The following is a 17,282-nucleotide window of genomic DNA, read 5'->3' as shown; positions in this document are numbered from 1 at the left end:
CACTGGGCGGACCCGGAGGGTGGTCGTAGGCTGACTGCATGTCGACTTTCGCCAAGCGTGAACGACTTCTCCTGGCCGACCTGTTGGAGGCCGCGGGCCCGGACGCCGCGACCCTCTGCGAGGGCTGGCTGACCCGTGACCTCGCCGCGCACGTGGTGGTGCGCGAGCGCCGCCCCGATGCCGCGGGCGGCATCCTGATCAAGCAGCTCGCCCCCCGTCTGGAGCGGGTGATGGCCGAGTTCGCCGCGAAGCCGTACGAGGAGCTGATCCAGCTCATCCGCACCGGCCCACCGCGCTTCTCGCCGTTCCAGCTCAAGCAGGTGGACGAGATGTCGAACACGGTGGAGTTCTACGTCCACACCGAGGACGTCCGCCGCGCGCAGTCCGACTGGACGCCGCGCGAGCTCGACACGGTCTTCCAGGACGCGCTGTGGTCCCGCCTCGAACGCTCGGCCCGGCTGATGGGCCGCAGCGCCCCCACCGGCCTCGTGCTGCGCCGCCCGGACGGCCAGACGGCGGTCGCCCACCGCGGCACCCCCGTGGTCACGGTCACCGGCGAGCCCTCGGAACTCCTCCTGTTCTCCTACGGCCGCCAGAACGCGGCCCATGTGGAGCTGGAGGGCGACAAGGACGCCGTGGCCAAGCTCCACGAGGCGAAGCAGCTGGGGATCTAGGGCGCACTCGGGCGGGGCAGCTCGGCGCGGCGCAGTGCGGGCACGGTCAGGGCGACCACGCCGCCGAGCCCGCACACGGCGCCACTGACCACGAAGACCGGGCCGGTGCCCCAGGCGCCGATCGCGGCGGCGGACAGCGGCATGCTGAGCGGGGTGAGGCCGAGGCTGACCAGGCCGGCCACGGCGGACACCCGGCCGAGGCAGGCCGGGTCGGCGTGGGTCTGCAGCAGCGCCGCGCACATGGCGCCGCTGAGGCCGGTGAGCAGCCCGATCACCAGGGCCGTGCCGACGCCCTGGGCGACCGTGGGCGCGTACGCGAGCGCGCCGACCGCCACCGACCCCGCGAGGATCGACCAGCCGGCGACCTGCCCGGCGTGCGGCAGCCGACCCCGTACGGTCAGCAGCAGCGAGGCGGCGCCCGCGCCGACGCCGAAGCCCGCGAGCACCCAGCCCATGCCGGCCGCGCCCCAGCCGCGCTCGTCGCAGAGCAGGGTCAGGCCGACGTTGAGCGGCCCGACGAAGCCGAGGTCGCCGAGGGCGATGGCCAGCATCAGCGGAGCGAGCACCCGGTGCCGGCGGATGTGGCGCAGGCCCGCCACGAGGTCCTGCCGGGCGGTCGCCTTCCGTGCGCCTGCCGTGTCGTCCGGCGGCAGCTCGCGCATCCGTACGCCGATCAGCAGCGGTACCGACACGGCGATCAGCAGCCCCGCGAGCGCGAACGCGGCCGTCGCCCCGCCCAGCGCCACCCCGAGCCCGCCGAGCGGGCCGCCGGCCACGCTCGCGAACCGGATCGCCAGGCCCCGCATGCCCTGCACGCGCGCCAGCTGGTCGCGGTGCGTCACGCGCGCGGGCAGGGCGCCCACGGCCGGCAGGAACACGGCGTCGACGGTGCCGAAGACCAGGGCGAGCAGTGCCAGGGGCCACAGGCCGGGGCCGGTCAGCAGCAGGAGTGCGGCCACCGCGAACACGGCCGCGCAGCGCACGGCGTCGCTGCCGATCACCACGCGCCGCGGCCCCAGCCGGTCGGCGATCACGCCGCCGCCCAGCATCAGAACCGCCCGCGGCAGTGCGCTCACCGTCATCACCAGGCCCGCCTGGGAGGCCGAACCGGCCTGGACGGCGGCCCAGGACAGGGCGATGTAGTAGACGTTGTCGCCGACCATCGAGAAGGTGAAGGCGGCCAGCCAGCGCAGGACGTTGGCGTCGCGGTGGGCGGGGAGCCCGGCAACGGCCGTGGGGGCGCTGCCGAGCGCGGTCTCAGACACGGAACGGGAAGCCGTAGGTGTGCACCGCGACGTGCTCGCGGCCCTCGGTGTCGCCGGCCTCCACGGCTTCGCGACCGCGCTCCTCGTAGCGGCGCACGACCGCGTACATCTCCCGGGCCAGCGCGGCCAGTTCGTCCGGGGTGAGGCGCAGCAGCCACTCGGCGGACTCGGATGCCGTGGTCCAGGCGTCGCTCCAGTGCGCGCGCTCGTCGAGGTAGCGCCGGAACATGTCGGCGCGCTGCTCGAAGAAGAGGCGGCTGGCCGCGGTGTGCGCGGCGGCCTTCTCCGGGGCGTCCCTGAAGTCCTCGTCGCGGATGCTGATCCCCTCGGTGGCGGGCTGCCACCACCGCTCGCGGCCGTCCTCGCTGCGTGCCTGCGCCTCCTCGATCAGCCCGTGCTCGGCCAGCTTGCGCAGGTGGTAGCTGACCAGCGAGACGGCCTCGTCGACCTGGTCGGCGAGCTGGGAGGCGGTCGCCGTCCGCGCGATGGTCAGAAGCCGGTACAGCTGTGCGCGCAGGGGGTGGGCGAGGGCCTTGAGCGTGCCCACGTCCTTGATGCGGCGGTCTCGCTCCTTCTCCGTCATGCGTCCGAGCCTAGATACGAAAGAAAAATTGCACAACAGATTTTGCGCAACTTCTCTTTTGCTTCTGCCCGTGAAAGAGCCCCGGCCGGTTCCGGCCGGGGCTCGGCGTCCTAGCGCACGGGGTGCCCGGCGTCCCGCAGCGCCCCCTTCACCTCGCCGATCCGCAGATCGCCGAAGTGGAAGACCGACGCCGCAAGGACCGCGTCCGCGCCCGCCGCGACGGCCGGCGGGAAGTCGGCGAGCTTTCCGGCGCCGCCCGAGGCGATCACCGGGACCGTGACGTGCTTGCGGACGGCCGCGATCATCTCCAGGTCGTAGCCGTCCTTGGTGCCGTCCGCGTCCATCGAGTTCAGGAGGATCTCGCCGGCGCCGAGTTCGGCGGCCCGGTGCGCCCACTCCACGGCGTCGATGCCGGTGCCCTGGCGGCCGCCGTGGGTGGTCACCTCGAAGGTGCCCTCGGGGGTGCGGCGCGCGTCCACCGAGAGGACCAGCACCTGCCGGCCGAAGCGCTCGGCGATCTCGCGGATCAGGTCGGGGCGGGCGATGGCCGCGGTGTTGACGCCGACCTTGTCCGCTCCGGCCCGCAGCAGCCTGTCCACGTCCTCGGCCGTGCGGACGCCGCCGCCGACGGTGAGCGGGATGAACACCTGCTCCGCGGTGCGGCGCACCACGTCGTAGGTCGTCTCGCGGTTGCCCGACGACGCGGTGATGTCCAGGAACGTCAGCTCGTCGGCGCCCTCGGCGTCGTACACCTTGGCCATCTCGACGGGGTCGCCCGCGTCACGCAGGTTCTGGAAGTTGACGCCCTTGACGACCCGGCCGTTGTCCACGTCCAGGCAGGGGATGACTCGGACCGCCAGGGTCATGAATCCACGGCTCCTTAAACCAACCAGTTGATCTAGCCTCGGAAGGCTTCCAGTTCCACTTCGACCAGGATGCGCGGGTCGACGAACCCCTCCACGACCAGCAGGGTCGAGACGGGCCGCACGGAGTCGAAGATCTCCTTGTGGGCCCGGCCCACCTCGTCGACGTCCCTGCTGTGGGTCAGATACATCCGGGTGCGGACCACGGACTCGACACCGAGCCCGAACTCGCCGATCGCGTCGAGCGCGCCGGTGAACGCCACCTTCGCCTGCTCGTACGGGTCGCCCTCGCCGTACAGCACGGTGCCCTTGAAGGACGTGGTGCCCGCCACCAGCACTCGGTCGCCCGCCGCCACGGCGCGGGCGAAACCGAAGGACTCTTCCCAGGGACTTCCGCTCTGCACCCGCCGTACGGCTTCGGACGTCATGACGACACAGCCTCCAAGGCCTCTTCCAGGGTGAACGCCTTTGCGTACAGGGCCTTCCCGACGATGGAACCCTCGACACCGAGGGGGACCAGGTCGGCGATGGCGCGCAGATCGTCCAGGGACGAGACGCCGCCGGAGGCCACCACCGGGCGGTCGGTCGCCGCGCACACGTTGCGCAGCAGCTCCAGGTTGGGGCCCTGCAGGGTGCCGTCCTTGGCGATGTCGGTGACGACGTACCGCGCGCAGCCCTCCTTGTTCAGGCGCTCCAGCGTCTCGTAGAGGTCGCCGCCGTCGCGGGTCCAGCCGCGGCCGCGCAGCGTGGTGCCGCGCACGTCCAGGCCCACCGCGATCTTGTCGCCGTGCTCGGCGATGACCTTGGCGACCCACTCCGGGGACTCCAGCGCGGCCGTGCCCAGGTTGACCCGGGTGCAGCCGGTGGCGAGGGCGGCCGCGAGCGACGCGTCGTCGCGGATGCCGCCGGACAGCTCGACCTTGATGTCCATGGCCTGCGCGACCTCGGCGATCAGCTCACGGTTGTCGCCCGTGCCGAACGCGGCGTCCAGGTCGACCAGGTGCAGCCACTCGGCGCCCGAGCGCTGCCAGGCGAGGGCGGCCTCCAGCGGCGAGCCGTAGGAGGTCTCCGTGCCGGACTCGCCGTGCACGAGGCGGACGGCCTGGCCGTCGCGGACGTCGACGGCGGGGAGGAGTTCGAGCTTGCTCACAGTGTTCCGATCCAGTTGGTGAGGAGCTGGGCTCCGGCGTCGCCGGACTTCTCGGGGTGGAACTGCGTGGCCCACAGCGCGCCGTTCTCGACGGCCGCCACGAACGGCTTGCCGTGCGTCGACCAGGTCACCTTGGGGGCGCGCATCGCCGAGTTGTGCGTCTGGAGGGTCCAGTCGTGGACGGCGTAGGAGTGCACGAAGTAGAAGCGCGCGTCCGCGTCCAGGCCGGCGAACAGCTCGGTGTCGGCGGGCGCCTCGACGGTGTTCCAGCCCATGTGGGGCACGACCTCGGCCTGCAGCGGCTCGACCGAGCCGGGCCACTCGTCGAGGCCCTCGGTCTCCACGCCGTGCTCGATACCGCGCGCGAAGAGGATCTGCATGCCGACGCAGATGCCCATGACCGGGCGGCCGCCGGACAGCCGGCGGTCCACGACCCAGTCGCCGCGCGCCTCCTTCAGGCCCTTCATGCAGGCGGCGAAGGCGCCGACGCCGGGGACCAGCAGGCCGTCGGCGTTCATGGCCCGGTCGTAGTCGCGCGTCACCTCGACGTCCGCGCCCGCGCGCGCCAGCGCGCGCTCCGCCGAGCGGATGTTGCCGAAGCCGTAGTCGAAGACGACGACCTTCTTGCGCGCGCTCAATTCCACACCTCCAGCCGCATCACACCGGCGACCAGGCACATCGCGGCACCGATCGACAGCAGCACGATCAGCTGCTTGGGCATCTGCTGCTTGGCGAAGGAGATGATGCCGCCGACCAGGAAGAGGCCGACGACGATCAGGAGGGTCGACAGACCGTTCACAGCGCGCCCTTCGTGGACGGGAGGATGCCGGCGGCGCGCGGGTCGCGCTCGCTCGCGTACCGCAGGGCTCGCGCCAGCGCCTTGAACTGGCACTCCACGATGTGGTGCGCGTTGCGCCCGTACGGCACGTGCACGTGCAGCGCGATCTGGGCCTGGGCGACGAAGGACTCCAGGATGTGGCGGGTCATCGTCGTGTCGTACTCGCCGATCATCGGCGCCATGTTCTCGGGCTCGGTGTGCACGAGGTAGGGGCGGCCGGAGAGGTCGACGGTGACCTGGGCGAGGGACTCGTCCAGCGGGACCGTGCAGTTGCCGAAGCGGTAGATCCCCACCTTGTCGCCGAGCGCCTGCTTGAAGGCGGCGCCCAGCGCGAGGGCGGTGTCCTCGATGGTGTGGTGGGAGTCGATGTGCAGGTCGCCCTCGGTCTTCACGGTGAGGTCGAACAGGCCGTGCCGGCCGAGCTGGTCGAGCATGTGGTCGTAGAAGCCGACGCCCGTCGACACCTCGACCTTGCCGCTGCCGTCGAGGTCGATCTCGACGAGCACCGAGGTCTCCTTCGTCACTCGCTCCACGCGTCCAACGCGGCTCATGCGCTCTGCTCCTTCTTCAGTTCACGTACCGCGTCGAGGAACGCGTCGTTCTCTTCGGGGGTTCCGGCGGACACCCGCAGCCACCCCGGGATGCCGTTGTCCCGGACCAGGACGCCCCGGTCGAGGATCTTCTGCCAGGTGGCGTGCGAGCCGCCCTCGTCGTCGAACCTGCCGAACTGCACGAAGTTCGCGTCGGACTCGACCACCTCGTAGCCGGCCGCGCGCAACTCGTCCACCAGCCGGTCCCGCTCCGACTTCAGCTGCTCGACGTACTTCAGCAGCGTGCCGGTGTGCTCCAGGGCGGCCAGGGCGGTCGCCTGGGTGACCGCCGAGAGGTGGTAGGGCAGCCGGACGAGCTGGACGGCGTCGACGACGGCCGGGTGCGCGGCGAGGTAGCCGAGGCGCAGGCCCGCCGCGCCGAACGCCTTCGACATCGTGCGCGAGACGACGAGATTCGGCCGGCCCTCGATCAGCGGCAGCAGCGAGTCGCCGTGGCTGAACTCGACGTAGGCCTCGTCCACGATCACCATCGACGGCTTGGCCGCCTGCGCGGCCTCGTACAGCGCGAGGACCGTCTCACGGGGAACCGCGTTGCCCGTCGGGTTGTTGGGGGTGGTGACGAAGACGACGTCCGGCTTGTTCTCGGCGATCCACCGCTCGGCCGCCGGGAGGTCGATCGTGAAGTCCTCGCCGCGCGGCCCGGAGATCCAGCCCGTGCCGGTGCCGCGCGCGATCAGCGCGTGCATCGAGTACGACGGCTCGAAGCCGATCGCCGTGCGGCCCGGTCCGCCGAAGGTCTGCAGCAACTGCTGGATGACCTCGTTGGAGCCGTTGGCGGCCCAGACGTTGGCCAGGCCGACCTCGTGGCCGGAGGTGTCCGTCAGGTACTTGGCGAGCTGGGTGCGCAGCTCCACCGCGTCCCGGTCCGGGTAGCGGTTGAGGTCGCGGGCCGCCTCGCGCACGCGCTCGGCGATCCGCTCGACCAGCGGCTCGGGCAGCGGGTAGGGGTTCTCGTTCGTGTTCAGCCGTACGGGCACGTCCAACTGTGGCGCGCCGTAGGGGGACTTGCCGCGCAGCTCGTCCCGTACGGGGAGATCGTCGATGCCTGTCACTTGCCCTCGGGTACCTTCCAGCCGAACCGTGCCTTGATCGCCGCGCCGTGCGCCGGCAGGTCCTCCGCCTCCGCCAGCGTGACCACGTGGTGCGCGACCTCGGCCAGCGCGTCCTTCGTGTAGTCGACGATGTGGATGCCGCGCAGGAAGGACTGCACGGACAGGCCCGAGGAGTGGCAGGCGCAACCGCCGGTCGGCAGCACGTGGTTGGAGCCGGCCGCGTAGTCGCCGAGGGAGACCGGCGCCCAGGGGCCGATGAAGATCGCGCCCGCGTTCTGCACGCGGTCGGCGACCGCGGTGGCGTCGGCGGTCTGGATCTCCAGGTGCTCGGCGCCGTAGGCGTCGACCACCCTGAGGCCCTCGTCGACGCCGTCGACCAGGACGATCGCGGACTGGCGGCCCGCGAGCGCGGGACGGATCCGGTCCTCGATGTGCTTGGTGGCCGCGACCTGGGGCTCCAGCTCCTTCTCGACCGCGTCGGCGAGCGCGACGGAGTCGGTGACCAGGACGGCGGCGGCGAGCGGGTCGTGCTCGGCCTGGCTGATCAGGTCGGAGGCGACGTGCACCGGGTCGGCCGTGTCGTCCGCGAGGATCGCGATCTCGGTCGGGCCGGCCTCGGCGTCGATGCCGATCTTGCCGGTGAAGTAGCGCTTGGCGGCGGCGACCCAGATGTTGCCGGGGCCGGTGACCATGTTGGCGGGCGGGCAGGACTCCGTGCCGTACGCGAACATCGCGACCGCGGTCGCGCCGCCGGCGGCGTACACCTCGTCGACGCCGAGCAGCGCGCAGGCGGCGAGGATGGTCGGGTGCGGCAGGCCGCCGAACTCGGCCTGGGCGGGCGAGGCCAGGGCGACCGACCGGACGCCGGCCTCCTGGGCGGGCACGACGTTCATGATCACGGAGGAGGGGTAGACCGAGCGGCCGCCGGGCGCGTACAGCCCGACCCGCTCGACCGGCACCCACTTCTCGGTGACGGAGCCGCCGGGCACGACCTTGGTCGTGTGGGTCGTACGGCGCTGCTCCCGGTGGACGAGGCGGGCGCGCCGGATGGACTCCTCCAGGGCCGCGCGCACGGCCGGGTCGAGCTCGTCGAGGGCCTTCGTGAGCGCCTCGGCGGGCACCCGCACCTGCTCCAGCCGCACGCCGTCGAACTTCTCGGCGAAGTCGATCAGCGCCGCGTCGCCCCGATGATGCACGGCCTCGCAGATCGGACGCACCTTCTCCAGGGCGGCCTGAACGTCGAAGTCGGCTCGGGGCAGCAGGTCGCGCAGGGCGGGGCCCTCGGGAAGGGCGTCGCCGCGCAGATCGATTCGGGAGATCACGTACCCAATTCTCTCAGACCCGGGTCAGGCGCCGTTCGCGCGTATCAATGGCTGATACAGAACCCGCGCGGAACCCGGAAGATCGTCTTCACGTCCTGTGCTTCGGAGGTTACCCAGCGGGCATGAACGGTTGTGCGAACACACGACTGGAGGAGCGGGGAGCGGTGACTGAGGGGGCCGGCCTGCGCGCCGGAGACCTGCCGGACGACCTGACCGCGGCGGAGGCCGGCATGTGGCAGGCCTTCCGCAACGGCAGCGTGTACGACCTGACCAGCGGGGACGCGGCCGTGGACGACCCGCACGGCGGGCACCCCTGGGGAGCCGGGCGGACGGTGCGGGCGCGCATCGTGTGCTGGCTGCTGCTCGACGGCCCGCCCGCGCTCGCCGGCCGGGTCTCCTCCCTGAAGCTGCGCGGGGTGCGGATCGACGGCAGCCTCGACCTGGCCGGCGGCACGGTGGTGCCGTACGTCGAGATGCGCGGCTGCCGCTTCGAGCGGGACGTCCTGCTGCCGGAGGCCCGCTTCACGACCGTGCGCCTGGTGAACTGCTCGGTGCCCCGCCTGGAGGCGGCCCGGCTGCACACGGAGGGCGATCTGCACCTCCCGCGCTGCCGCTTCCTGGGCGGCATCCGGCTGACCGACGCGCACATCGGCACGGACCTGCTGCTCAACCAGGCGATCGTGCACCGCGACCGCAGCGACCGCTCCGTCGCCGCCGACGGCATGACCGTGGGCCAGGACCTCCAGGCCGAGCTGCTGGAGTCGCACGGCGAACTCAGCCTGCGCAGCGCCAAGATCGGCGTGTCGCTGAGCCTGCGCGGCGCCCGGCTGGCCAACCCGTACGGCCGGCTCGCGCTGAACGCGCCCCAGCTGACCGTGGGCCGCACGCTGTACCTGACCCCGGCGGGCGTCGGCGCCTCCATGGTGAGCGGCGCGACACCCGCGCGCGGGACGCGGATCCAGCGGTTCGAGTGCCAGGGCGGGGTGCGCCTGGACGACGGACGGTTCGGGGACGCGGTGGACTTCGGGCGGGCCCGGTTCGCCTTCACCGACGACCAGGAGCTGTCCATGCGCCGGGTGCAGACGCCCGAGCTGCGCTTCCTCGGCGAGCGTCCGCAGCGCGGCAAGGTCACCCTGTCGGGCGCGCGCGTCGGCAACCTGGTCGACCGGGCGAGCGCCTGGCCGGGCCCGGGCAACCTCCACATGGGCGGCTTCACCTACGAGAACCTGGTGCCGCAGGGTCCCTTCCCGCTGACCGAGCGGCTCGAGTGGGTGGCCGCGGCGACCGCCGAGTACAACCCGGAGCCGTACGAGCGCCTCGCCTCCGTGCTGCGCAACGGCGGCGAGGACGAGGATGCCCGCGAGGTGCTGCTGGCCAAGCAGCGCCGGCGCCGCGAGAGCCTGCCGCCGGCCGCCAAGCTCTGGGGCTATGCACAGGACTGGACCGTCGCCTACGGCTACCGGCCCGGGCGGGCCGCGGTCTGGATGGCGCTGCTGTGGGCGGCGGGCTCGCTGGCCTTCGCGCACGCCAGCCATCCGCCGGTGCAGCCGGGGCAGCATCCGCCGTGGAATCCGGCCCTGTTCGCGCTGGACCTGCTGCTCCCGGTCATCGACCTGGGCCAGGCCGGCCAGTGGCAGCTCAGCGGCGGCTGGCAGTGGCTGGCCGCGGCGCTGGTCCTGCTGGGCTGGATCCTGGCCACCACGGTGACGGCGGGGGCCACGCGCCTGCTGCGCCGGAATTGAGCCGACCCGTTCCCTGGGGCCACAGATGTGAAACAGTAGTTGAACAGTTAACCTTTACTCTGTCTTGACCGATTCGCGTACAACTTTCCGCGGATTACGCATTGCCGCTGGCGCATGCGTGACCTGCGGTCTTTCAATGGTCGTCACCATGGCACTGCTGCACCCCTTCAACCGCACGGCCCGCACCACCCGGGCCCTGCAGCCCCTCGACGGCGCCCCGCTGCCCGCCGACGACGAGGTGCTGCTCGACGCTCCCGACGACCGCCTCGGCCACGCGCTGGTCGCGGCCGCGCGCGGCGAGCACGGTCCCGCGGCCGCCCTGCTGGCCGGCACCCGCGGATCCGCCGACTGGGAGATGCGCGACCGGAACGCCAGACGGCTGGCGGCCTTCGCCCGCTCGCGCCCCGAATGGCTGCAGCGGTGGACGGCCGCCGACCCGCACGACCCGGACCTGCTCCTCGTCCGGGCCCAGCTCGAGGTGGACCGCGCCTGGGACTCCCCGGCCCGCGCGGAGCTGCTGCGCGAGGTCAGCCCGCTGATCACGGCGGCCGCGCGCGGCGACGACCGCGACCCGGTGCCGTGGCGGATCGCGCTGGACCACGCGCGCGGCACCCGGGCCGGCCACAAGTACTTCGGCGAGCTCTGGGAGGCGGCGCTGCGCCGCGCCCCGCACCACTACGGCTGCCATGTGGCGGCCCTGCGCTATCTGTCGGAGTCCTGGCAGGGCTCGCACAGCGAGTGCTTCGACTTCGCCGACCTGGCCGCGCAGGACGCGCTGCCCGACTCCCTGATCCAGGCGCTGCCCTCAAGGGCGGCCCTGGCCTGCCTCACCGACGGCGACGGCTCCGGCTCCGGCTCGGTGCCGCGCGCCCGGCTGCACGCGGCGGCCGACCGGGCGATCGCGCTCTCGGCCCGCTTCCCGGTGGCCGATCCCTGGCCGTCCCCGATCCGCAACAAGCTGATGTACGTCCTCTTCCGGCTGGAGCGCTGGCAGGAGGCCCTCACCGAGGCCCACCGGATCGGCCCCTGCGCCACGTCGTTCCCCTGGGACCGCCTGTCGGACGACCCGCTGGCGCACTTCCTCCGTGTGCGGGGCGAGATCCGCGCCCGTGCGGCGGGCGCTCCGCCCCCGTCCGGACATCCACGAAGTGAACGTGGCGGACGCGCCGCCTCCGGCGACCACTAGGCTTTTGCGCCGTGACCATCGTCCGTCTCCCGCTCTTCCCCCTGAACTCGGTGTTGTTCCCGGGGCTGGTGCTGCCGCTGAACGTTTTCGAGGAGCGCTATCGCGCCATGATGCGCGAGTTGCTCAAGGCTCCCGAGGACGAGCCGCGCCGGTTCGCCGTCGTGGCGATCCGCGACGGCCACGAGGTGGCGCCCAGCGCCCCCGGCATGCCCGACCCCACGGCGCTGCCCGACCGCGGCCCCGCGGCCGGCTTCGGGCCCGACCCGGCGAAGTCGTTCCACGCGACGGGCTGCGTGGCGGACGCGGCGACCATCCGTGAGCGCGCGGACGGCACCTTCGAGGTGTTGGCCACCGGCACCACCCGGGTGCGCCTGGTGTCCGTGGACGCCTCGGGCCCGTTCCTCACGGCCGAGCTGGAGGAACTCACCGAGGACCCGGGCGAGGAGGCGGGCGCGCTCGCCGAGGGCGTGCTGCGCGCCTTCCGCCAGTACCAGAAGCGCCTGGCGGGCGCGCGCGAGCGCTCGCTGTCGACCGGCGCCGAACTGCCGGACGAGCCGTCCGTGGTCTCGTACCTGGTCGCGGCGGCGATGATGCTCGACACCCCGACCAAGCAGCGCCTGCTCCAGGCCCCGGACACCGCGTCCCGGCTGCGCGACGAGCTGAAACTCCTTCGCACCGAGACCGCGATCATCCGTAGCCTGCCGTCACTGCCGGCGTCGGAGCTGACGCGCGGCCGGACGAGCCTCAACTAGGGTCTGTCGTCTGGACCAGGACGGCTGAGAGAGACTGCGCTTACGAGCCGACCCGAGCGGTACACCGCGACGCCGGCATGATCAAAACGACAGGCCCTAGGGGAACCGCGGCATGGCGAAGAAGCAGAAGAAGCAGCAGTCGGGCGGCACCCCCGCGACGGTGGCCCTGACGGCCGCCGGCACCGCGTACACGGTCCACTCCTACGACCACGATCCCTCCCACCCCTCCTACGGCGAGGAGGCCGCGGAGGCGATGGGCGTCTCGCCGGACCGCGTCTTCAAGACCCTGGTGGCGGACGTCGACGGCACCCTTACGGTCGCCGTGGTCCCGGTCGCGGGCCAGCTCGACCTGAAGGCGCTGGCCTCGGCGGTGGGCGGCAAGCGTGCCGCCATGGCGGACCCGTCCCTCGCCGAACGCACCACGGGCTACGTCCGCGGCGGCATCTCCCCCCTGGGCCAGCGCAAGAGGCTCCCCACGGTCCTGGACGCCTCGGCCTCGGCCCACGCCACCATCTGCGTCTCGGCGGGCCGCCGCGGCGTGGAGGTCGAGCTCTCCCCGGAGGACCTCGCCGAGCTCACCGAAGCGGTCGTGGCCCCCATCGGCCGTGCGTGACCCTCGACGGCAGCCGCTCCCTCGGTTAATTACGAGGGACATGTCGAAGAAAACCAGGAAGCGCAAGTGGCGCACCAAGAAGGGCCGCTCGAACCACGGCCATCGTCCGGCGTGATGCCCTGACCCCTCGAACGCCGGTCCGCACCGGTCCGACCGTCCGGCGTTCGAGGACGAGGCCGTCCAGGCCGGGCCGAAACGGGGCCGCGCCGCGCGCTAGCGCAACGGCGCCCCGTAGGGATCCTTCGCGCCCTGTTCCTGGTACGACTCCGGGTCCCGCGGCCCGAACAGCGCCATCAGTCCCAGATGCACCACCAGCGCGGCCAGCGGCCACGCCAGCAACGCCCCCTTCGCCCCCATCTTCAGCGGCGCGGAGAAGACGACGCCCTTGCCCACGGCCTTCGCATGGGCGATCACGTCCTGCGTGGGCCCGAGCCACACGCCGACCTTCCAGGCCAGCAGCGAGCCGAGCAAGCCGCCGATCCCGAGGGCCACCACCAGCGGCACGCCGCCGCGCCGCCGCAGCAGGAAGACGGCCAGCGCGCTCACCACGCCGAAGCCCACCGCAAGCAGCGTGAACGTTCCGTCGACCCCGATCGCCTGCTCGCCCTCGCTGTCGGAGAGATAGACGACCCAGTTCTTGTCGACCACGTCCGCGACGAGCGGCACGTGCGGCGCCAGCCACCACCACAGGACACCGAGCAACGCCCCGGCGAGCGCAACGGCCACCGTGACCACGGCGGCCTCCCGCACTTCGGTCTTCATTCCGGGCCCGTCCTGTCCGTACGTGCCGTGCCAGACGGCGTCATGGGGCGCGGGCGCCACATGCCCGGCAGCCGGCGGCTGCCACGAGTTCTGCGAGGACTGTTCATGCGGCGGTGGAGGCGGAGTCAACGGTGCGGTCACACTGCCATCGTGCCAGGCCCGCCTGTGCGGCGCGTCACCGGACGGCCGCCCGGCGGTAGGCCCAGGTGGCGACGGCCAGCGAGACGACTCCGACCGCCCCGCAGACCGCGAGGTCACCGAGGACGAAGGCCCAGTCCGGATGCCCCGAGAAGGTCCGCGCGAAGGCCTCGACACCGTACGTCGACGGCAGCAGGTCCCGGGCGAAGCGCACCGCCTCGGGCATCCGATCGGCGGGCAGCACCCCGAGCAGCAGCGCGGCGGACATGCCCAACTGGCCGAGCAGTGTGGCCAGCTCGGGCCGCGGCGCCAGCAGGCCCAGCGCCGCGCCCAGCCCGGACAGGGCGGCGCCGGCCAGCGGGATCACCGCGGCGAGCACCCACAGATGCGCCATCGGCAGCCCGAACAGCACGCATCCGAACACCGCCGTGATCACGGTCCCGGGCACCGTGAACGAGGCGTACGCGCCCGCGGCCCCGAGCACCACGGCCGCGGGCGGCACCGGCAGCGTCGCGTAGTGGTCGAGTCCGCCGCTGGCCCGCAGCTGCCCGAAGTACTGGGCGAGCAGGTTCAGCGCGACGAACGCCACCACCAGCACCGCGGAGCCGGCCACCACCGACTCGGCCTCGCCCCCGCCGGTCACCACCCCGCGCATCAGGACCATGATCCCGATCGACTGGAAGGTCGCCACGAACAGCAGCGGGATACGGGCCACCCGCGCGCGGGACAGCTGCGCCCGGTACACGGCGGCGAGGGACGGCCACATCCGCGCCCGCGGCCCGAGCTCGGCCGCGCCGCGGCCGGCCTCCTCCACGGCCAGGGCACTGCCCGGCAGGACATCGGCGGGTACGACACTCACGTCGCGCTGCTCCCCTTCCGGCTCGGGCTCACTGAGGCGGCTGTGCGCAGTCCGCGTAGAGACCATACGAACATGACGGCCCGCGTGCTCATGACGTGACTCATGCCTTCACCAAACCCTGCTGCGCGGCGCCGCCCAGCGCCAGGTACACGTCCTCGAGGCTGGGCGTGGCCAGGGTGAAGTCGTCGAGCGCCGCGAAGGCGCTGCCGCCGGTGACGGTGGCGACCACCGCGCGGGCCTCCTCCGGGACGAGCCGCAGCGTCCAGCGGCGCCCGGACTCCACGGCCCGCCCGCGCAGCGCCGCGACCTCGGGCACGTGCAGCGGCGCCGCCTCGCGCCACACCAGCTCGACCCGCACCTCCCCGGCGACCTGCTCCTTGAGCCCGGCGGGGGTGTCGCAGGCGATCACCCGCCCCTGGTCGAGCACGGCGACCCGGTCGAGGACCGTCTCGGCCTCGATGACGTTGTGGGTGACCAGCAGCACCGTCGTCCCGCGCTCGGCGCGGCGCCGGTCCACGGCCGCCCAGACGGCCCGCCGGGCCACCGGATCCATCCCGGTGGTCGGCTCGTCGAGCACCAGCAGCGGCCGCTCCCCGACCAGCGCGGCGGCGAAGCACGCGAGCCGCCGCTGCCCACCGGACAGCTTCTTCAGCGGGCGCCCGGCGATCGCCGTGAGCCCCAGTTCCTCCAGGACGGCGTCCCGCTCGGCCCGCGCCACGCGCGTCTCCAGGCCGCGCAGCCTCCCGGTCGTCTCGGCGGCCAGCGACACGGTCAGCTCGTCCAGCGCGCTCGACTCCTGCCCCAGGTAGGCGAGGATCCGCGCGGCCCGCTCCGGGTGGCGCACGATGTCGTGCCCGAGGATCTCCACGCGCCCGGCGTCGGGCCGCATCAGCCCGGTCAGCTGGCGCACGAGGGTGGACTTGCCCGCGCCGTTCGGCCCCAGCAGCCCGAAGATCTCACCGCGGCGGATGTCGAGGTGCACGTCGTCGGTGGCGCGTACGGCGGGAGCGGCCGGGGTGCCCCGCCGTCCTCGTACCGCCGGATAGGTCTTGGTCAGTCCGCGCACCGCGCACACGACATCACCACGGTGCCGAAGTGCCTGTGTCGCGCGCGTACCCACAAACGACGAGGGTACGGGGTCCGGAACCCCCCTCCGCCCTCGGGTTGGTCCATAACGGCAAATGCGCCGGTAAAAGACCTACTCCCCCGCGGGCGCGTGCTCCGCGGCCGTCCGCACGTCGATCTCGCGCCAGAAACCGGCCCGGATCGCGTACCGGTCGTGCTCGTCGATCTGGTCGTCCTTGTGGGCGAGCAGCCCGAAGCGGGCGGCGTAGCGCAGCAGTTCCCCGTCGATGCGGTGCGGGACACGGGGGTACATCGTGGACAGCTTCTGCAGATGGCTCTGGTCGCCCAGGCGCTCCATCCAGCGGCGCGCGAACACCTGCCCGACCTCGTAGGGATCGCCGCCGACCGTGGTGATGTCCTCCTCGCGGTCGGCCCAGCGCTGCTCGGCCGTGGTCAGCTGCGCGAGCGTCGGCATCGAGGCGGCGTCGGCCGGCTCCGCGGGCGGGCGGTCCACCCAGCCCTTGTCGGAGGACCAGCGCAGGGTCGCGGTCGGCGGGTGCGGGGCGGGCTGCACCCCGGGGGCGCGCAGCGCGGCCAGGTCCTTGGGGGTGGGCACGCCCTTGGCGGAGGACACCCGCTCCTGCGTGCCGTTCCCGGTGGCGGCCGCGGCGGGGGCGTGCTCGGTCTCCTCGGCGCCACGCTCGGGCGCCGGGGCGAGCGAGGTGTCCGGCAGCGGGGCGGAGAGGATGGCGGCGATCTCGGGCCGCGGCACGGGCGGCGGCGCACAGACCCCGCCGAGCTCCTTGGCCCGTACGGCCTTGGTGATCCAGGTGCGGTCCAGCACGCGCCGCTCGTCGGCCTCGGCGACCAGGTCCTCGGACTGGTTGTAGTCGCCGTCGGCGGCCTGGACGGCCCACAGGTGGACGGCGACGCCGTGCTCCTTGGCGGCCATCATGCCCGGCAGCAGGTCGCCGTCGCCGGTGACCAGGACGATGTCGGAACAGGCGCGGTTGCGGGCCAGCTCGGTGAGTTCGGCGTGCATGGCGGCGTCCACGCCCTTCTGGGCCCAGCGTCCGTCGCTGCGGGTCAGGGCGCCGAGCCGGACGGTGACCCGGGGCATCACGCGCAGCCTGCGGTGCTCGGGCTGGGGGACGCGGTCGGGGGCGCCGTCGAACCAGTAGATGCGCAGCAGCGGCCGTTCCGTTTCGGACTCGGCGCGTTCGCGCAGCGCCTGGATGAGGGCGGTGTGGTCGACGGAGATCCGCGAACGCGAGGGCTCCCCCGCGAGGAGACTGGCAGCGGCCCCCAGCAGATACCCGGCGTCGACAAGGACGATGCAGCGGTCCACGCGATCCACCCTCTTTCCGGGAGGTTTGCTTCGGGCTTCCTTCGAGTCTGCCCGACGGCGCGGGGCTTAACGGCCCGAACTCGATCTTCGGCGTGGCGTTTCGGGTCCCGAGCTGCACCCTCGCGCTCCGACAAGCCCTGTCACGGACGGTAATTATCCGAAATGCGCTCCTTGTCAGCCTATGTGAATCTGATCCCGGTCCTGGCCCCCAGATCCCCCACAGGAGGTAGATCACCATGGCCAAGAACAAGAAACAGAACCGTAAGCAGCCGCAGTCCGAGCGCGGGCAGCAGCAGGCCCAGCAGCCCTCGATGGAGGCGCAGGCCGAGCAGCGTCCCCTGCAGGTCACCCCGAGTGACATGCCGCGCAAGGGCCGGCAGAAGAGCTTCGGTCACAACTGACGGTTGTGTAAAGGGTTGTTGAGACCCGGGCACGGCCGAGGGGCGCCCCCTGTGACAG

General features: G+C 72.7%; 20 protein-coding genes. 6 read left to right on the top strand and 14 right to left on the bottom strand.

Features of this window, described 5'->3' with window-relative positions; all coding sequences use genetic code 11:
• The first annotated feature begins 38 nt into the window (after positions 1–38).
• Positions 39–674 (top strand): TIGR03085 family metal-binding protein, encoded by a 636-nt coding sequence (locus ACFU97_RS42355; RefSeq protein ID WP_384267621.1) that lies wholly within the window; start codon positions 39–41, stop codon positions 672–674.
• On the opposite strand, the gene ACFU97_RS42350 is transcribed toward ACFU97_RS42355, so the two are convergent.
• From ACFU97_RS42350 to hisD, 10 genes are all read right to left on the bottom strand, one after another.
• The gene (locus ACFU97_RS42350) at positions 671–1,939 is read right to left on the bottom strand and encodes an MFS transporter (RefSeq protein ID WP_384267619.1); all 1,269 of its coding nucleotides are present in this window, start codon (positions 1,937–1,939) and stop codon (positions 671–673) included. The genes ACFU97_RS42355 and ACFU97_RS42350 overlap by 4 nt on opposite strands.
• Complete coding sequence (locus tag ACFU97_RS42345) at positions 1,932–2,522, bottom strand: ArsR/SmtB family transcription factor (protein WP_384267616.1); 591 nt, start codon at positions 2,520–2,522, stop codon at positions 1,932–1,934. Before ACFU97_RS42345 ends, ACFU97_RS42350 begins: the two co-directional genes overlap by 8 nt.
• Before the next feature lie 110 nt (positions 2,523–2,632).
• A complete protein-coding gene (gene hisF, locus ACFU97_RS42340; protein WP_384267614.1) occupies positions 2,633–3,388 on the bottom strand; it encodes an imidazole glycerol phosphate synthase subunit HisF in 756 nt (251 codons plus the stop codon).
• Between the two features lie 32 nt (positions 3,389–3,420).
• Positions 3,421–3,813 (bottom strand): RidA family protein, encoded by a 393-nt coding sequence (locus ACFU97_RS42335; protein WP_384267611.1) that lies wholly within the window; start codon positions 3,811–3,813, stop codon positions 3,421–3,423.
• Positions 3,810–4,535: a bifunctional 1-(5-phosphoribosyl)-5-((5-phosphoribosylamino)methylideneamino)imidazole-4-carboxamide isomerase/phosphoribosylanthranilate isomerase PriA gene (gene priA, locus ACFU97_RS42330; RefSeq protein ID WP_384267609.1), complete on the bottom strand. Its 726-nt coding sequence runs from the start codon at positions 4,533–4,535 to the stop codon at positions 3,810–3,812. Before priA ends, ACFU97_RS42335 begins: the two co-directional genes overlap by 4 nt.
• On the bottom strand, positions 4,532–5,173 hold the full coding sequence (gene hisH, locus ACFU97_RS42325; protein WP_384267607.1) for an imidazole glycerol phosphate synthase subunit HisH: 642 nt from the start codon (positions 5,171–5,173) through the stop codon (positions 4,532–4,534). The genes priA and hisH overlap by 4 nt, the downstream gene beginning before the upstream one ends.
• On the bottom strand, positions 5,170–5,334 hold the full coding sequence (locus ACFU97_RS42320) for a hypothetical protein (protein ID WP_164932275.1): 165 nt from the start codon (positions 5,332–5,334) through the stop codon (positions 5,170–5,172). The genes hisH and ACFU97_RS42320 overlap by 4 nt, the downstream gene beginning before the upstream one ends.
• Positions 5,331–5,924: an imidazoleglycerol-phosphate dehydratase HisB gene (hisB, locus tag ACFU97_RS42315; protein ID WP_007381383.1), complete on the bottom strand. Its 594-nt coding sequence runs from the start codon at positions 5,922–5,924 to the stop codon at positions 5,331–5,333. Before hisB ends, ACFU97_RS42320 begins: the two co-directional genes overlap by 4 nt.
• On the bottom strand, positions 5,921–7,036 hold the full coding sequence (locus ACFU97_RS42310; RefSeq protein WP_384267603.1) for a histidinol-phosphate transaminase: 1,116 nt from the start codon (positions 7,034–7,036) through the stop codon (positions 5,921–5,923). The genes hisB and ACFU97_RS42310 overlap by 4 nt, the downstream gene beginning before the upstream one ends.
• Positions 7,033–8,358 carry a histidinol dehydrogenase gene (gene hisD / locus ACFU97_RS42305; RefSeq protein ID WP_384267601.1) on the bottom strand — a complete coding sequence of 442 codons (1,326 nt, stop codon included), beginning with the start codon at positions 8,356–8,358 and terminating at the stop codon, positions 7,033–7,035. Before hisD ends, ACFU97_RS42310 begins: the two co-directional genes overlap by 4 nt.
• Positions 8,359–8,522: 164 nt before the next feature.
• Here hisD and ACFU97_RS42300 point away from each other — a divergent pair, with 164 nt between their 5' ends.
• The 4 genes from ACFU97_RS42300 to ybaK all read left to right on the top strand — a co-directional run bounded on the left by ACFU97_RS42300 (position 8,523) and on the right by ybaK (position 12,651).
• On the top strand, positions 8,523–10,100 hold the full coding sequence (locus ACFU97_RS42300) for an oxidoreductase (protein ID WP_384267599.1): 1,578 nt from the start codon (positions 8,523–8,525) through the stop codon (positions 10,098–10,100).
• 136 nt (positions 10,101–10,236) lie between these two features.
• Entirely contained in the window at positions 10,237–11,286 is a 1,050-nt protein-coding gene (locus ACFU97_RS42295; RefSeq protein WP_384267597.1) for a hypothetical protein, read from the top strand.
• Positions 11,287–11,297: 11 nt separating this feature from the next.
• Positions 11,298–12,038: an LON peptidase substrate-binding domain-containing protein gene (locus ACFU97_RS42290; protein WP_384267595.1), complete on the top strand. Its 741-nt coding sequence runs from the start codon at positions 11,298–11,300 to the stop codon at positions 12,036–12,038.
• Positions 12,039–12,150: 112 nt separating this feature from the next.
• Positions 12,151–12,651 (top strand): Cys-tRNA(Pro) deacylase, encoded by a 501-nt coding sequence (gene ybaK / locus ACFU97_RS42285; RefSeq protein ID WP_384267592.1) that lies wholly within the window; start codon positions 12,151–12,153, stop codon positions 12,649–12,651.
• A 213-nt stretch (positions 12,652–12,864) separates the two neighbouring features.
• Here the strand turns inward: ybaK and ACFU97_RS42280 are convergent, their stop codons facing one another.
• From ACFU97_RS42280 to ACFU97_RS42265, 4 genes are all read right to left on the bottom strand, one after another.
• Complete coding sequence (locus ACFU97_RS42280; protein ID WP_384267590.1) at positions 12,865–13,554, bottom strand: AAA family ATPase; 690 nt, start codon at positions 13,552–13,554, stop codon at positions 12,865–12,867.
• A 34-nt stretch (positions 13,555–13,588) separates the two neighbouring features.
• Positions 13,589–14,410 (bottom strand): ABC transporter permease, encoded by an 822-nt coding sequence (locus ACFU97_RS42275; RefSeq protein ID WP_384267588.1) that lies wholly within the window; start codon positions 14,408–14,410, stop codon positions 13,589–13,591.
• 100 nt (positions 14,411–14,510) lie between these two features.
• Positions 14,511–15,485, bottom strand: a complete 975-nt coding sequence (locus ACFU97_RS42270; protein ID WP_384267585.1) for an ABC transporter ATP-binding protein — start codon at positions 15,483–15,485, stop codon at positions 14,511–14,513.
• 123 nt (positions 15,486–15,608) lie between these two features.
• Entirely contained in the window at positions 15,609–16,823 is a 1,215-nt protein-coding gene (locus ACFU97_RS42265) for an NYN domain-containing protein (RefSeq protein ID WP_384267583.1), read from the bottom strand.
• A gap of 236 nt (positions 16,824–17,059) precedes the next feature.
• Here ACFU97_RS42265 and ACFU97_RS42260 point away from each other — a divergent pair, with 236 nt between their 5' ends.
• On the top strand, positions 17,060–17,224 hold the full coding sequence (locus ACFU97_RS42260) for a hypothetical protein (protein WP_384267581.1): 165 nt from the start codon (positions 17,060–17,062) through the stop codon (positions 17,222–17,224).
• Positions 17,225–17,282: the final 58 nt, after the last annotated feature.

This window comes from Streptomyces sp. NPDC057616, from assembly GCF_042800575.1.
Lineage (GTDB): Bacteria > Actinomycetota > Actinomycetes > Streptomycetales > Streptomycetaceae > Streptomyces.
Note: the sequence above shows the minus strand (reverse complement) of the source record. Positions and strands in the feature narration are given on the sequence as shown.

Bases quoted from the DNA above. Each gene is read 5' to 3' on its own strand.
- hisB (WP_007381383.1), bottom strand. From the start codon at position 5,924: ATGAGCCGCGTTGGACGCGTGGAGCGAGTGACGAAGGAGACCTCGGTG.
- ACFU97_RS42295 (WP_384267597.1), top strand. From the start codon at position 10,237: ATGGTCGTCACCATGGCACTGCTGCACCCCTTCAACCGCACGGCCCGC.
- hisF (WP_384267614.1), bottom strand. From the start codon at position 3,388: ATGACCCTGGCGGTCCGAGTCATCCCCTGCCTGGACGTGGACAACGGC.
- ybaK (WP_384267592.1), top strand. From the start codon at position 12,151: ATGGCGAAGAAGCAGAAGAAGCAGCAGTCGGGCGGCACCCCCGCGACG.
- ACFU97_RS42345 (WP_384267616.1), bottom strand. From the start codon at position 2,522: ATGACGGAGAAGGAGCGAGACCGCCGCATCAAGGACGTGGGCACGCTC.
- ACFU97_RS42355 (WP_384267621.1), top strand. From the start codon at position 39: ATGTCGACTTTCGCCAAGCGTGAACGACTTCTCCTGGCCGACCTGTTG.
- ACFU97_RS42260 (WP_384267581.1), top strand. From the start codon at position 17,060: ATGGCCAAGAACAAGAAACAGAACCGTAAGCAGCCGCAGTCCGAGCGC.
- ACFU97_RS42335 (WP_384267611.1), bottom strand. From the start codon at position 3,813: ATGACGTCCGAAGCCGTACGGCGGGTGCAGAGCGGAAGTCCCTGGGAA.